Origin of the sequence: Latilactobacillus sakei (assembly GCA_002953655.1) — a bacterium.
Lineage (GTDB): Bacteria > Bacillota > Bacilli > Lactobacillales > Lactobacillaceae > Latilactobacillus > Latilactobacillus sakei_A.
Genome location: CP025839.1, coordinates 387,334 through 401,252, shown reverse-complemented (window position 1 = coordinate 401,252; position 13,919 = coordinate 387,334). Strand labels below are relative to the sequence as shown.

13 protein-coding genes are annotated in these 13,919 nt (G+C 41.7%); 3 read left to right on the top strand and 10 right to left on the bottom strand.

All coding sequences use genetic code 11. The features are described 5' to 3' along the window. Positions 1-2 precede the first annotated feature (2 nt). From C0213_01775 to C0213_01760, 4 genes are all read right to left on the bottom strand, one after another. The gene (locus C0213_01775; GenBank protein ID AUX11217.1) at positions 3-809 is read right to left on the bottom strand and encodes a TIGR00282 family metallophosphoesterase; all 807 of its coding nucleotides are present in this window, start codon (positions 807-809) and stop codon (positions 3-5) included. A 260-nt stretch (positions 810-1,069) separates the two neighbouring features. Continuing rightward, positions 1,070-2,899, bottom strand: a complete 1,830-nt coding sequence (locus C0213_01770; protein ID AUX11216.1) for an amino acid permease — start codon at positions 2,897-2,899, stop codon at positions 1,070-1,072. Positions 2,900-3,525: 626 nt separating this feature from the next. Beyond that, positions 3,526-5,151 (bottom strand): chaperonin GroEL, encoded by a 1,626-nt coding sequence (gene groL / locus C0213_01765; protein ID AUX11215.1) that lies wholly within the window; start codon positions 5,149-5,151, stop codon positions 3,526-3,528. A gap of 53 nt (positions 5,152-5,204) precedes the next feature. Then, positions 5,205-5,489, bottom strand: a complete 285-nt coding sequence (locus tag C0213_01760; protein ID AUX11214.1) for a co-chaperone GroES — start codon at positions 5,487-5,489, stop codon at positions 5,205-5,207. Positions 5,490-5,660: 171 nt separating this feature from the next. Between C0213_01760 and C0213_01755 the strand changes: the two genes are divergently transcribed. Beyond that, the gene (locus C0213_01755) at positions 5,661-6,293 is read left to right on the top strand and encodes a CPBP family intramembrane metalloprotease (GenBank protein AUX11213.1); all 633 of its coding nucleotides are present in this window, start codon (positions 5,661-5,663) and stop codon (positions 6,291-6,293) included. A gap of 48 nt (positions 6,294-6,341) precedes the next feature. Here C0213_01755 and C0213_01750 read toward each other — a convergent pair whose 3' ends face one another. Continuing rightward, the gene (locus tag C0213_01750) at positions 6,342-6,989 is read right to left on the bottom strand and encodes a redox-sensing transcriptional repressor Rex (GenBank protein ID AUX11212.1); all 648 of its coding nucleotides are present in this window, start codon (positions 6,987-6,989) and stop codon (positions 6,342-6,344) included. Positions 6,990-7,186: 197 nt separating this feature from the next. Between C0213_01750 and C0213_01745 the strand changes: the two genes are divergently transcribed. Next, positions 7,187-9,133, top strand: a complete 1,947-nt coding sequence (locus C0213_01745) for a multidrug ABC transporter ATP-binding protein (protein ID AUX11211.1) — start codon at positions 7,187-7,189, stop codon at positions 9,131-9,133. Positions 9,134-9,174: 41 nt separating this feature from the next. On the opposite strand, the gene C0213_01740 is transcribed toward C0213_01745, so the two are convergent. Continuing rightward, the gene (locus C0213_01740; protein AUX11210.1) at positions 9,175-9,537 is read right to left on the bottom strand and encodes a YccF domain-containing protein; all 363 of its coding nucleotides are present in this window, start codon (positions 9,535-9,537) and stop codon (positions 9,175-9,177) included. A 99-nt stretch (positions 9,538-9,636) separates the two neighbouring features. Continuing rightward, positions 9,637-9,954: a PTS sugar transporter subunit IIB gene (locus C0213_01735; GenBank protein AUX11209.1), complete on the bottom strand. Its 318-nt coding sequence runs from the start codon at positions 9,952-9,954 to the stop codon at positions 9,637-9,639. A gap of 277 nt (positions 9,955-10,231) precedes the next feature. Here C0213_01735 and C0213_01730 point away from each other — a divergent pair, with 277 nt between their 5' ends. Then, the gene (locus C0213_01730; protein AUX11208.1) at positions 10,232-11,491 is read left to right on the top strand and encodes a hypothetical protein; all 1,260 of its coding nucleotides are present in this window, start codon (positions 10,232-10,234) and stop codon (positions 11,489-11,491) included. Positions 11,492-11,612: 121 nt separating this feature from the next. On the opposite strand, the gene tsaD is transcribed toward C0213_01730, so the two are convergent. The 3 genes from tsaD to tsaB all read right to left on the bottom strand — a co-directional run bounded on the left by tsaD (position 11,613) and on the right by tsaB (position 13,912). After that, entirely contained in the window at positions 11,613-12,647 is a 1,035-nt protein-coding gene (gene tsaD / locus C0213_01725; GenBank protein AUX11207.1) for a tRNA (adenosine(37)-N6)-threonylcarbamoyltransferase complex transferase subunit TsaD, read from the bottom strand. Between the two features lie 10 nt (positions 12,648-12,657). Then, the gene (gene rimI / locus C0213_01720) at positions 12,658-13,125 is read right to left on the bottom strand and encodes a ribosomal-protein-alanine N-acetyltransferase (protein ID AUX12791.1); all 468 of its coding nucleotides are present in this window, start codon (positions 13,123-13,125) and stop codon (positions 12,658-12,660) included. Between the two features lie 61 nt (positions 13,126-13,186). Next, positions 13,187-13,912 (bottom strand): tRNA (adenosine(37)-N6)-threonylcarbamoyltransferase complex dimerization subunit type 1 TsaB, encoded by a 726-nt coding sequence (tsaB, locus tag C0213_01715; protein ID AUX11206.1) that lies wholly within the window; start codon positions 13,910-13,912, stop codon positions 13,187-13,189. Positions 13,913-13,919: the final 7 nt, after the last annotated feature.

Genomic DNA, 13,919 nt, shown 5'->3' with positions numbered 1-13,919 from the left:
TCTTAAAAGCGTGATCCAAATGGATGATCTGGTGAAATATGGATGGGTTTGATTGATTTGGCATGACCCGTTTGATCATCGATTTCAATTAAACAACCATTCAATTGACCAGGTCCTTCGGTCACTAGTTCAAATCGTTCTGGGCGTTGCGTCATAAACCGTGAAATAATTTTTTCGCGTTTCACCCCAAGAATCCCGTTATAAGGACCTGTCATCCCGGCATCCGTTAACACTGCCGTCCCGTCTGGTAAGACACGGGCATCATTTGTTTGCACATGCGTATGCGTCCCGACTAACGCTGAAATCCGACCATCTAAATACCAAGCTAATGCCAATTTTTCACTCGTTGTTTCAGCATGAAAATCGACAAAAATACAATTGGTTTCCTTGCTGACTTGGGCCACCATGTCATCTAACATTGCAAATGGATCTTCCAATAATTCACCCATCAATGCGCGGCCTTGCAAGTTAATGACGGCTAATTTAGCTTGGTTAACGTTAATCATCGTCATACCTTGCCCCGGTGTTCCCTTAGGAAAATTAGCTGGTCGTACTAACTTTTTAGCATCGTCGATAAAGTCCAAGATATCCCGCTTATTCCAAGTATGGTTCCCCATCGTAATGGCATCCGCACCGGCTTGCAATAAGTTCTTGTAATCCTTTTGTGTCATTCCCTTACCATCAGCGATGTTTTCGCCATTGATAATGGTAACCTGTGGTTTATATTGTTGTTTCAAAAGTGGTAAATATTCGTTCACCATTTTTTGTCCCATTGTGCCAACTGTGTCACCAATAAATAATATTCGCATGTCGCGCCCCTTAATGTTGTGTACTAACTTTAATAGCTTCTATTGTAGCAATTTTTACCCTGAATAAAAAGTTTTGCTCAGTGCTTAATGCAACAAAAAAACTTGACCTTAACGATTTCGGTTAAGGTCAAGTTTTTTGATAACGTGCTTTTCAAACCATGTTCCTGCGGTTAGCTACACAAGGCAAACGATTGCTTACAGCAATCATTTGCCTTGTTGGGCTATTCCTCAGAACATAACCGGTTTGAACGCACTTCTAATTAGTGTTTCAAGTGGTAACTGTATGTTGAGATAATGATGTTTTCACGGCTGGCAAAGGCTGTTCTTAAGCGTAAACTTGATTGGTTATGCAAAATATTTTGCCATGGTTTTCTTGGCACAAATTGTGGTACCAAGACCGTGGTCGTGAAGTTCCGTTTTTGGGCATTCTTGCTAACAATGTCCACAAAACGAACAATTGGTTTTTGAATTGAGCGGTATGATGAATGCACATCGACAAAGCGGACGTTCGGGAAATCAGCCTTAAATTCAGCTTGGATTTCACGTTCTTTTTCTGGATTTTCATCGGTCGAAACATGCATCGCAATGACGTAATCCCCAATTGATTGTGCGTAATCAAGCGCCCCACGGGTTACTTGGGTGACATTGCTGACCAAAACAATGACTGTTGAGCCATCATAATCATGTAAGACAGCATCTTTGGCACTCACTCTTAATTGACGTGCAACCTTCTTATAATGATCGTGAATCTTGTAGAAAATCCAAATCATTACTGGCATGATGATGAAAAATGGCCAGATATCAGGTAAGCGATAAACAAATAAGATAATTAAAATGGCAAATGAAATCAAGGCACCCACAAAGTTCGCAATTGATTTACCAAACCAATTCTTAGGCCGTTCAACCCACCATTTACGTAACATCCCTGATTGGGAAAGTGTAAATGGAATGAACACCCCAACGGCGTATAACGGAATCAATCGTGATGTATCACCGTTAAAGATGAAAATCAAAGCCATTGACCCGATTGCTAATGTGATAATTCCGTTTGAATAACCCAAACGATCGCCACGATCCATATACATATGTGGCATATATTTATCTTTTGCTAAGTTATAAGCTAGCACTGGGAAAGCTGAGAACCCAGTATTAGCAGCAACAGCTAAAATGAAGGCCGTTGCGAATTGAACGATATAGAATAAGAATCCTTTACCAAAAGTATGTTGGGCAACTTGTGATAAGACCGTTACTTTTTCCATTGGGACAATCCCGTACCAATAGTTCAAGAAGGTAATTCCGGCAAAGAAGAACCCTAAAATAGCAGCCATGATTGCTAATGTTTCGGCAGCATTTGTGGCCCGTGGTTTCTTAAAAAACGGTACCGCATTACTAATCGCTTCGACCCCGGTTAATGAAGATGAACCAGATGAGAAAGCTCTAAAAATCAACGCCATCGAAATCCCCGGCACAACAGCCCCAACGGTTGCCGTTGCGTGGAATGGAATCGCCCCTGTGAAAATCTTGTAACACCCGACAATAATCATCAAGGTCATCATCAAGACAAACAGGTAAACCGGCACCATCAAGAATGACGCTGATTCACGCATCCCCCGAAGATTCATCGCCATTAAAATAATCACAATGGCAAATGAAATGCCGACTTGATGCCCATACATCGCTGGAATCGCTGAGGTAATCGCCTCAGCACCCGCTGAAATACTAACCGCAACGGTTAACATATAATCCACAAGTAAAGAACCACCTGCGGCTAAGCCGGCATTCTTCCCCAAGTTTTCACTGGAAACAACATAAGCACCCCCACCACCTGGATAAGCGTGGATAACTTGTCGATAAGAGAGCGTTAAAGAAATCAATAACACCAATACGAATGCCGCAATTGGAATTGAATACCAAATTGCTGCTGCAGAAAGGGTCGTTAAAACAACAACGATTTCTTCGGTCCCGTATGCAACTGATGATAATGCATCAGAGGACAACATCGCCAAGGCCTTGAAGCGCCCTAATTTCTGGTTTCCTTCATCGGAAGATTTCAATGGTTTCCCGATGAAAAAACGTTTTAACTGTTGCATAGCAATATAACTCCTTTAATGGTATTTCTAAACATAAAAAGCCCTCATGTGATAATCGCCTGTTACCATTTCACACGGTGACTTTTGAACATAATATCTTACTTAAAAATAATAGCCGTTTTTTCGAACAAAAGGTATTCTACTATATCTGACAATAAAATACTACAACAAATTAAGTTAGGTACCTACCTACCATAACCATAACTGGTTGTAGGTGCCAAAGCAAGTTATTGAAATATAATTGAAGACAGTCAATACCTTGCATTCATTATAAGCTAAATTAGGATAATAACCAGCGTTAATTTTGAAAACAACAGCAAAAAAGGCCATCCCCAGCAAAATGCTAGAGATGACCTTGATTGAACACACTTCTTTTAACATGCTTTTTGAAACTGATTCCTGCGTTTAACTACAAAATGAGCGTTATGGCAAGACCCACCATAACGCCCATTTCACTGTTAATCCTTAAAGCCTAATCAGCTCGAGTCACACTTCTTTTATTGACCGTGCTTTTCGAAACTGATTCTTACGCTTAACTACAAAATGAGCGTTATGGCAAGACCCACCATAACGCTCATTTTTAGGTTAATGCTCAGAATCAACCCGTTTCAAACGCACTTCTTTAATTACATCATGCCGCCCATTGCTGATGGGTCCATACCTGCTGCTGGTGCTGGGTTGTCTTCTGGTTTGTCAGCAACCACTGCTTCAGTTGTTAACATTAAGGCAGCCACACTCGCTGCGTTTTGTAATGCTGAACGTGTCACCTTAGTTGGATCTAAGATGCCGGCTTCAATCATATTTTCCCAGTTGCCGTTTGCAGCATTGTAGCCGACTTCAACAGGTTGTGATTTTACTTTTTCAACAATAACTGAGCCTTCAAGACCAGCATTGGTTGCGATTTGACGAACAGGTTCTTCTAATGCACGAAGCACAATGTTGATCCCGGTTTGAACGTCGCCTTCTTCTTTAAGCGCAGCAACACTTTCGATTACATCGATTAATGCTGTCCCACCACCGGCAACGTAGCCTTCTTCAACAGCTGCCCGCGTTGCGTTTAAAGCATCTTCAATCCGATATTTTTGTTCTTTCAATTCAGTTTCTGTGGCAGCACCGACTTTAATCACTGCAACGCCACCAGCTAATTTAGCCAAGCGTTCTTGTAATTTTTCACGGTCAAAGTCTGATGTTGTTTCAGCGATTTGTTTCTTGATATTTTCAACTCGTTCAGCGATGGCATCTTTGCTACCAGCACCTTCCACGATTGTTGTATCATCTTTTGTAACTGTTACTTTACCAGCTGTCCCTAATTGGTCGATGGTTGTTTCTTTCAATTCTAGACCGAGGTCACTTGTAATCACTGTGGCACCTGTTAATGTCGCGATGTCTTCTAATTGTTCCTTACGACGATCACCAAAACCAGGGGCCTTAACAGCAACCACGTTGAATGTCCCACGAATCTTGTTCAAGACAAGGGTTGGTAATGCTTCGCCATCAACGTCATCCGCGATGATTAATAAGGCTTTACCTTCTTGGACGATTGATTGTAATAATGGTAAAACATCTTGAATATTTGAAATCTTCTTATCTGTAATCAAAATGTATGGGTTGTCTAAGTCAGCTTCCATCTTGTCGTTGTCAGTCACCATGTATTGTGACAAGTAACCACGATCAAATTGCATCCCTTCAACAACGCTTAATTCAGTATCAATCCCTTTTGATTCTTCAACTGTGATGACACCATCGTTACCCACTTTTTCCATAGCGTCAGCAATTAGACGACCCGTTTCTTCGTTAGCTGATGAAACAGCAGCCACTTGGGCAATGGCATCTTTGCTTTCAACTTTGTGTGAAATTTCGTGTAACTTCTTAACAGCTTCTTTAGTGGCTAATTCAATCCCCCGACGGATACCAACTGGGTTAGCACCGGCTGTCACATTCTTCATCCCTTCGCGAATAATGGCTTGGGCTAAAACAGTAGCAGTGGTTGTCCCGTCACCGGCGATGTCGTTCGTTTTTGAAGCGACTTCCGAAACTAATTTGGCACCCATATTTTCAAAATGATCTTCTAATTCGATTGCTTTAGCGATTGTCACACCATCATTAGTGATTTCTGGTGAACCGTAAGCTTTTTCCAAAACAACGTTGCGGCCTTTTGGTCCTAATGTTGTTTTAACAGTGTTAGCTAATTGATCAACACCTGCTAACATTTTTGAACGTGCGTCTTCTGAAAATTTAAGTTCTTTTGCCATAGTTATTTCACCTCAAAAAAATTTTTTAGTTTGTTTTTAAATGCTTCAGTTTATTATTCAATAATAGCGATAATGTCTTTTGCGTGTAATACCAAATATTGTTGGCCTTCGTATTCAACTTCTGAGCCAGCATATTTATCGTAAATGACTTCATCATTTTCTTTGACATCAAGTGGGATTCGCTGACCGTCACTGGTCATTACGCCGGCACCAACGGCAACGACTTTACCAGTTTGTGGTTTTTGTTTGGCGTTACTTGCAATGACAATCCCACCTACTGTTTGTTCTGCTTCGTCTTTAACGGCGATCACTACGCGATCTTCTAATGGTTTTAACACTTAAAATCCCTCCATCACTTTTTCTTTTTTAGCACTCTAAACGCTCAAGTGCTAATCACATTTTTTATCATAGCATTTTTTCAGAACATTGCAAGTATTTTGCCACGCACTTTTGCATTTTAATGATCAATGCGCTAAGCTATGGTCACGTCAACTTTCAGGAGCGTAATCATGACTCAAAACCAACAAAATTTTAGACTGATTATCAGTTATCTCATCATTTTATTGATTCCTAGTGCCCTCGTCCGCTTTTGGGGCCTAACAGATCAATTCTATTTATTAGCCACAATCACTGATAGCCTCGGCGCACTTTTATTACTTTATTTTAATTATCGCGGCCCTAAAAATAATCTGGAAAAGCAGCCGCTTCCGCTTAAAAAAAGTATCATCTGGGGAATTATTGGGGTTTTACTAGTGTTAATCATTCAAATTATCGCGGGCTTAGTCGATCACTTACTTTTTAAAAATAGTACCCAGTCACTCAATACGCTCACGCTCATGACAGCCCTTAAAACCCAACCGTGGTTAATCATTATCCTCACCATTGCTGCCCCAACGATGGAAGAACTCGTTTTTAGAAAGGCGATTTTTGGTGGCCTTAGTGGCCGTTTAAACCCACTATTAGCGGCCCTCATTTCTAGTTTATTATTTGCCATGATCCATCAAGATAGTCATCTAATTATTTACGCGGCTATTGGTCTTTTTCTTTGCGGGCTTTATCGTAAGACAGGATCAATTTACACAACAATTATCAGCCACGCGGGGATGAACCTTCTGGTCACACTCTTTTATCTTAATCATTAAAAAAGAGCGCTCATTAACCGACATTGCTATTGGTTAATGAGGCGCTCTTTATTTTGGTGCTTCTTCTGTATTATAATTATCAAGGAAATAAATTAACGTTTGTAACTCTTTTGCTAAATCAACATTTTGAATCCGAATGGTATTTGGGACTGAAATCCGAATTGGGGTAAAGTTCATGATACCCTTAATACCTGCATCAACCAATTCATCCGTTACTTTTTGAGCAACTTCAATTGGGACCGTTAAGATAACGATTTCGATTTGCTGTAGCTTTAATTGCTCCACCATTTCGTCCATTGAATATACCGGTACACCTGTTTGGATTGTGCCAATTAATTCAGGTTTAACATCAAAAGCAGCGCTAATCCGAATATTATTTGTTTGTCTAAAATTATAATTTAACAAAGCATGCCCTAAATTACCAATACCAATTAAAGCAACATTCGTTAAGCGATCTTGATTCAACGTTTTCTTGAAGAAACTCAAGAGTGATTCAACATCATAGCCATAACCCCGTTTACCAAGCGCACCGAAATATGAGAAATCTCGGCGAATTGTCGCACTATCTACTTTAACCGCTTCAGATAGTTCAGTTGATGAAATCTTGGTCTTACCCGAATTGTTTAAAAAATTTAGATAACGATAATATAAAGGTAAACGCTTCGCTGTGGCTCTTGGAATTTTATTTTCAGCCATTTGGAACCTCCGTTCATTCTTTTACTTGTGAAAATATCCCTACACTATATTGAAATGATACTGAATTTTCTTGTGAAAAGCAATTAATTTACTATTTTGACTGTCTTTGCCCTAAATCTGTTATGATAGTTGAAACGGACTCTAACGATTCCTTAAAATGACATCTTAAAAACACAACATCGAAAGGATTTTACATTGTGATATTATTACAGGTTCAACAAGTTGCCCGTCACTTTGGCGGTGATTACTTATTTAAAAATGCACAATTAGAAGTGCAAGATCACGCCCGCGTCGCCTTAGTTGGCCCTAACGGTGCTGGTAAATCAACACTCTTAAAAATGATTGCCGGCATTACGACGCCTGATGACGGTCAAATTATTTTGGGTAAAAATGTGCAAGTCGGCTATTTAGCCCAAGATAGTGGCTTAAGTTCTGAACGAACCATCTATGACGAGATGCTAACGATTTTTGAAGGTCTTCGCCAAATGGAAGCGCAGATGCATACACTAGAGCAAGCAATTGCTGATCCAGATGCTAATCGTTCAGATGAAGACTACCAAGCCCTCTTAAAACAATACGACCAGCTTCAACACGACTTCTCTGAAGCCAACGGTTATGGTTACGAAGCTGAAATTCGCGGTGTCCTGCACGGTTTTCAATTCCCAGAAGAAACTTTCACCAAACCGATTAGCACGTTATCTGGTGGTGAACGGTCCCGCTTAGCGCTGGCCAAACTATTACTTGAGAAAAAAGATGTCTTAATCTTGGATGAACCAACTAACCATTTAGACATCCAAACCTTAACCTGGCTCGAAAACTATCTTCAAACCTATCCCGGCGCACTTTTAACCGTTTCTCATGACCGCTACTTCTTAGACAAGATTACTAAAGAAGTTTACGATATGAGTCGCCACACACTAACGCACTACACCGGCAATTACAGTCACTTCTTGACGCAAAAATCAGCCAACCTATCACTCGAATGGAAGGCTTATGAAAAACAACAAGCCGAAATTGAAAAACTCCAAACGTTCGTCGACAAAAACTTAGTCCGGGCCAGCACGACTAAGCAAGCTCAAAGTCGCCGGCGTCAACTTGAAAAGATGGATAAATTAGAACGTCCTACCAACGACGCGTCTAAAATCCACTTCCATTTTGATATCGATCAACCAAGTGGCAACGAAGTCTTGCAAGTCGTTGACGCGGCCGTTGGTTATTCAGCCGACAAAGTAATGGTCGAACCGATTAACTTTGAAGTCAACAAGCAAGAACGCTTAGCGATTATCGGACCGAATGGGATTGGTAAATCAACGCTTTTAAAGAGTATCCTCCATCAAATCCCATTCTTAAAAGGACATGAACGTCTTGGTAGCAATGTTTCGATCGGTTATTATGACCAAGAACAACGCAACCTCCACGCTAACAAAACAGTCCTCAATGAATTATGGGATGAACATCGCACCACCCCTGAAAAAGAAATCCGGACACTTTTGGGCAGTTTCTTATTCACCGGCGACGATGTTTTAAAAGTCGTTTCACAATTAAGTGGTGGCGAAAAAGCCCGGCTGTTACTAACTAAGTTAGCCATGAACCATGATAATTTCTTGATTATGGATGAACCGACTAACCATTTAGACATCGATAGTAAGGAAGTTTTAGAACAAGCCTTACGCGAATTCGATGGGACCGTCCTCTTCATCTCCCATGACCGATATTTTATCAACCAAGTCGCTACTGGCATCATTGAACTGTCAACAACCAACGGCAGCAAGCGCTACTTAGGCGACTATGATTACTATCTCGCAAAAAAAGCTGAAGAAGAAGCCTTTGCACAAGCGGCTGAGGTACCAGCTGAAGTCAGTGCCCAGCCTGTTACTGCCCAAGATAACTACAAAGCTAGCAAGGAAACACAACGAGCACAACGGAAGTTAGAACGGGAAGTTACAGCTTTAGAAGAACAAATGGCAACCCTTGAAGAACAGGCAACCGCCATCCAAGAACAAATGACGCAAGCCGATGTTATCACCAAGCCACTAGTCTTGCAGGAATTACAACAGGATTTAGAAAAAGTACAAGCAGATCTGGCCCAAACAGAAGCTGATTGGGAAGAACAAGCACTAGCACTTGAAGAATTCACTAATTAAAAGCCCAATAAAAAAGCGCGTATCGTAGATACGCGCTTTTTTTAGTCAACAATTTGTTTCCCAAATGGACTCAATGATAAACTCGCCAATTTAAAATGTTGGTGCGCAAATGGGATCCCAACGATTGTAATCGTTAATAATAAACCCCAAAAAATATGGTTAGCCCATAAAATGAAGCCCCCAAAGATAAACCAAATAATATTTAATACAAATGATCCGGCCCCGCCATTCGCAACAATTCTAGCATTAAACGGCATTAACGTCAGCCCACCAATTTTAAAACATTGTAGCCCTACTGGAATCCCGACAATGGTGACACACCATACTAAGCCCGCCAAAAACCAACCAACCGCGCTCACTAAACCACCGAAAATCCACCAAATAATCGTCCCTAAAAGACTCATTAGCTGCTCCTCCTCTGTTCTTTCCTCCGATTATACAGGCTTATTCAAATCCAATCAAAAAGCCCGCCTAATTAGTAGGTGGGCCTTAACTTTTATTAATTAATCGATTAATGCTAACGCTTGTTTCAAGACAGTCTCGCCATCCATCATCCCGTAGGCTTTCATATCGATCACTTCAACACCAATCCCTTTAGGTGCCAATTTTTCTTTAAATTGACCTTCCATAAAGCGTACTTGAGGGCCTAATAAGACGCAATCAATTTTTTTGTTTTCTAATTGGTTGTCTGCATCTGAGGCACCAGTTGCAAAAATTTCTGCATCGATACCTTGCGCTTCTGCTGCTTTTTGCATTTTTGAAACGAGCAAGCTAGTTGACATACCGGCTGCACAACATAACATGATTGTTTTTTCTGCCATAATAATTACCCCTTAATATTTTTAGATTGAAATGAAAGAATTGTACAGAAAGTGAAATGAAGCGTTTTCATCACTGCTGTAAATTCAGTATAAGCGCTTTCTAAAAAAATGTCAAATAATGTTATTTTTTAATTTAAATAATTGCTGATTCCCCTTTACTGACTATTTGTTAATAAATTAACTAATAACTAGTGTTATTTTATATTGATTTTTTTAACCTGACTTTTCCTGTCAACTATGGTTAAATGGCTTTTAGACACTATTTTTCGGAGGCATCATGTTTAATTTTAAATCACTTTATCTATTTGGTTATGGTCTCATTCTGAGCGCCATCGTCGGTATCTTGCTCGGCCTTTTTTACAGCTTGCAAAGTACCCTAATTGAAATTTTCTGGCAAAAAGCAACCTTTGGTGGCCCCTTAGACGCCATTATGCTGGTGGTGGTGGGCCTAGTCATTATTATTTCACGCCACTATTTTGGCCCCTTGCCACAAAATTTGGGGGTTATTAAGGCTGATCTCAAACAAGCGGGCACTGCTAATTATCGCTATGTCCTCTTACAAATGCTGATTCCGGCGGTTATTTTAGTCAGTGGAACAAGTCTGGGCCCTGAAGCAACGTTGGTTAGCTCAACCTTCCTCTATAGTATTTGGCTTGCTGATAAGCAACGCTACGTCGCCGCGCATTTTGATGACTTACGTGTACAATCAATAGGCACGAGATTAAAAGTACTCGCGACACCGCACCGCTATCTATTGCATTATCAACAACCAACCACCGCACTTACCAAAGTAGCAACCTATCAAAAGAAAGCCCTCATTGTCACTTATTTTTTAAACGGGACCGCATGGTTTAGCGGTGTCTTCATCTTAACTGGTCAACCGTCATTAATTATTCGGCTTGGCCAATCACACTGGCAAGGGCGCGATCTCTATTGGTTTTTACCATTAGTGCTCGGAGGTTATTTACTCGGAAAACTCTGGTTGGCCGGCATGGTGGGCTTACGCAAAATTATGCAAGCCCGCCTCACCAACGATCAGGTCCGCGTCTTAATCGGTGGTCTGGCGATTTTCTTAGCCAGCCTCTTTTTCCCACACATTCTCTTTTCCGGTCAACATAACTTTCACTTATTCACCACGCTTTGGCAAGATCAATCAATGCTTTTTTTAATGAGCCGCTCCCTATTAAAACTAATTTTATTAACAATCTGTTTGAACACCGGTTGGCTTGGTGGGGATATCTTCCCGGTATTGTTTGCTTCAACCGCTCAAGGGATGGCAATCAGCCAGTTATTACCGCAAGTTGATGCCCTCTTTGTCATTGGGTTAATTGCCATCAGTATGGGCAGTGCCATTCTTGAAGCCCCACTAGTCGCGGGATTGATTACGGTTATTTTATTCTTACCGCCTAATCTCTTTGTCCTTGGCATTATCGCTACTGGCATCGCCTTTGTCTTCGAAAAATACCAACAACACCGCCACCAAATTAGAGCACAACACCAAAGCCAAGGTGCACGATTACATCAAAGTGAAGCCTAACAAAAAGGGAGCTGGGACAAAAATAAATTTTGTCCCAGCTCCCTTTTGATATCCAAATATTGATGGTCTAAACGTGTGCCATAAGTCATACCCGACTTATGGCACACTCTCTTTTTTAATTTTAAAGTTCGTTTTGATATGGAAAGTCCAAACTAGGGACGGCGTTTAAATCTAAATCGGCCAACGTATTTTGCGCAAGCGCAATGTGCGCAGCAGCGCCAATCATCGCGCCGTTATCGCCACATAAGCGTAGTGGTGGCATGATTAAATCAAGGTCTAATCCTGCTGATTCAATCCCAGCGGCTAAACCTTCTCGCAGACCTTGGTTGGCCGCAACCCCGCCGGCAACAACTAGTTGTTTAACCTTTAGTGCTTGAGCTGCGCGGAGGGTTTTAGTCACTAACACTTCCACAACACTTGCTTGGAAGCTCGCCGCTAAATCCGCTTGATCCAATGTTTCGCCGATTTGATCAGCATGGTGAACCGTATTGATAAAAGCACTCTTGAGACCACTAAAACTGAAGTCCAAGTTATCTTCTTTCAACATTGCACGGGGAAAATTAAACGTATCTTGGCCTAAATGTGCAAGCCGATCAATTTCCTTACCCGCTGGATATGGCACACCTAAGACCCGACCAATCTTATCGTAGGCTTCGCCAGCTGCATCATCCCGTGTATCTCCGATGATTTCAAACTGACCCGCAGCAGGCATATAAACCAATTCTGTATGACCACCTGAAACCAAGAGGGCTAACAAGGGGTATTCGAGCGGTTTAACAAAGCGAGCCGCATAAATGTGCCCGGCCATATGATTGACCGGTACAAGTGGTAAATGATGCGCATAGGCGATTGCTTTGGCCGCTGTGACCCCAATTAACAAAGCGCCAACTAATCCGGGACCGTAAGTAACCGCGACCGCTGTTAAATCAGCATAAGACACACCGGCTTGTTCCAGTGCTTCTTGTGTACAAAGTGTGATTTGTTCAACATGATGGCGGCTAGCGACTTCTGGCACTACTCCACCAAAGCGTTGGTGACTCTTAATCTGCGTTGCAATGACATTGCTTAAGATGCGTTGGCCATTTTCAATCACCGCCACACTCGTTTCATCACAACTTGATTCAAAGGCTAAAATTAATTCTTTTTTCTCCGTCATTTTGTTACTCCTATTGACTCAGTATGCGGCACATACTGAATGCATCTTCTTTTTCCTGAACATAATAATTACGTCTGGTTTTAACCACCTTAAACCCCATCCGTCGATAAACCGATTGAGCGCCGGTATTACCAGTGCGGACCTCAAGGGTAATTTTTTGGCTTGGATAATCCCGCGCAAGTGCAACCACTTCATGGACTAAAAAGTGGCCAATCCCCTTTTTTTGAAAGCTGGGACGGACCGCAATATTCGTGATATGGGCCTCATTAGTCGAAAACCAAGCCCCGACAAACGCGACCACTTCTGAACCTTGACATAATACTAAATAAATCGATGTCCGGCGCTTGCTGAGTTCACTAGCAAAGGCCCAGCGATCCCAGGGTGTTTTACCGCCATAGACCGAGCGTTCAATATCAATCAAGGCTGGAATATCGCTTTGGCTAGCACGCGCCAAGTAAAACGATTGATTATCAATCATCACTTGCCGCGTAACATAGGGGAGCTCTTTTTTTAACCAAACACGTGGACGCAGGTATTCTCTAAACTTGTTCCACATAAGCTGCCGATCCTTGATCGTCATGTGTCTTACCCCAATTGACCTCTGCTTCTGTCTTTCTGAGATAATGTGGGCCAAAGCCATGGATGTCAGCAACTGGTTCAGCCTTAGCCCCCAATTGGCCTAGAACAGCTGCGTGTGGCAAGTTATGGTTAGCATCGACAAAATGGGCCTGACTACCCAAAGTGGCTTTAATCTGTGCGTTAAACCGTTGTACGTCACCGCCAACAAAATAGACGGGTTCATTTAATAATGCCACTTGTGCTAATAAGTCAGTTAGTGCCAAATGTTGATCAGCGACCACGTTTTGTAAGTGCTGGTCTTGCCATTGATAAACACCGGCAAAAACATTATCCCGACGCGCATCAAATAGCGGCACAATCAAAGCGGTTGTTTCTTGAACATTCCCCGCTAAGAGCGCCAAACTGGAAATCCCGACTAATTCCTTGGCCATTGTCCAGGCAAAAGACTTGGCCGTTGTGACCGCAATCCGCAAGCCAGTATATGAACCAGGCCCTTGTGCGACTACAAACCGGTCAATTGCTTCAATCGATGTCTTAGTTTGTTTTAAAAGTTGATCAATCATTGGTAACAATGTTTGACTGTGGGTTTGCCGAATATTGACGGTCATTTCGCCTAATATTTGTTGGTCTTCAAGTAGCGCCACACTCACCGCTTGATTCGAGGTATCCATTGCCAATAGCTTCATTAATGTC

Coding starts and splice junctions, on each gene's coding strand:
- C0213_01730 (AUX11208.1), top strand. CDS start 10,232: ATGTTTAATTTTAAATCACTTTATCTATTTGGTTATGGTCTCATTCTG.
- rimI (AUX12791.1), bottom strand. CDS start 13,125: ATGATTGATAATCAATCGTTTTACTTGGCGCGTGCTAGCCAAAGCGAT.
- C0213_01755 (AUX11213.1), top strand. CDS start 5,661: ATGACTCAAAACCAACAAAATTTTAGACTGATTATCAGTTATCTCATC.
- C0213_01740 (AUX11210.1), bottom strand. CDS start 9,537: ATGAGTCTTTTAGGGACGATTATTTGGTGGATTTTCGGTGGTTTAGTG.
- groL (AUX11215.1), bottom strand. CDS start 5,151: ATGGCAAAAGAACTTAAATTTTCAGAAGACGCACGTTCAAAAATGTTA.
- C0213_01750 (AUX11212.1), bottom strand. CDS start 6,989: ATGGCTGAAAATAAAATTCCAAGAGCCACAGCGAAGCGTTTACCTTTA.
- tsaD (AUX11207.1), bottom strand. CDS start 12,647: ATGACGGAGAAAAAAGAATTAATTTTAGCCTTTGAATCAAGTTGTGAT.
- C0213_01735 (AUX11209.1), bottom strand. CDS start 9,954: ATGGCAGAAAAAACAATCATGTTATGTTGTGCAGCCGGTATGTCAACT.
- C0213_01775 (AUX11217.1), bottom strand. CDS start 809: ATGCGAATATTATTTATTGGTGACACAGTTGGCACAATGGGACAAAAA.
- C0213_01770 (AUX11216.1), bottom strand. CDS start 2,899: ATGCAACAGTTAAAACGTTTTTTCATCGGGAAACCATTGAAATCTTCC.
- tsaB (AUX11206.1), bottom strand. CDS start 13,912: ATGAAGCTATTGGCAATGGATACCTCGAATCAAGCGGTGAGTGTGGCG.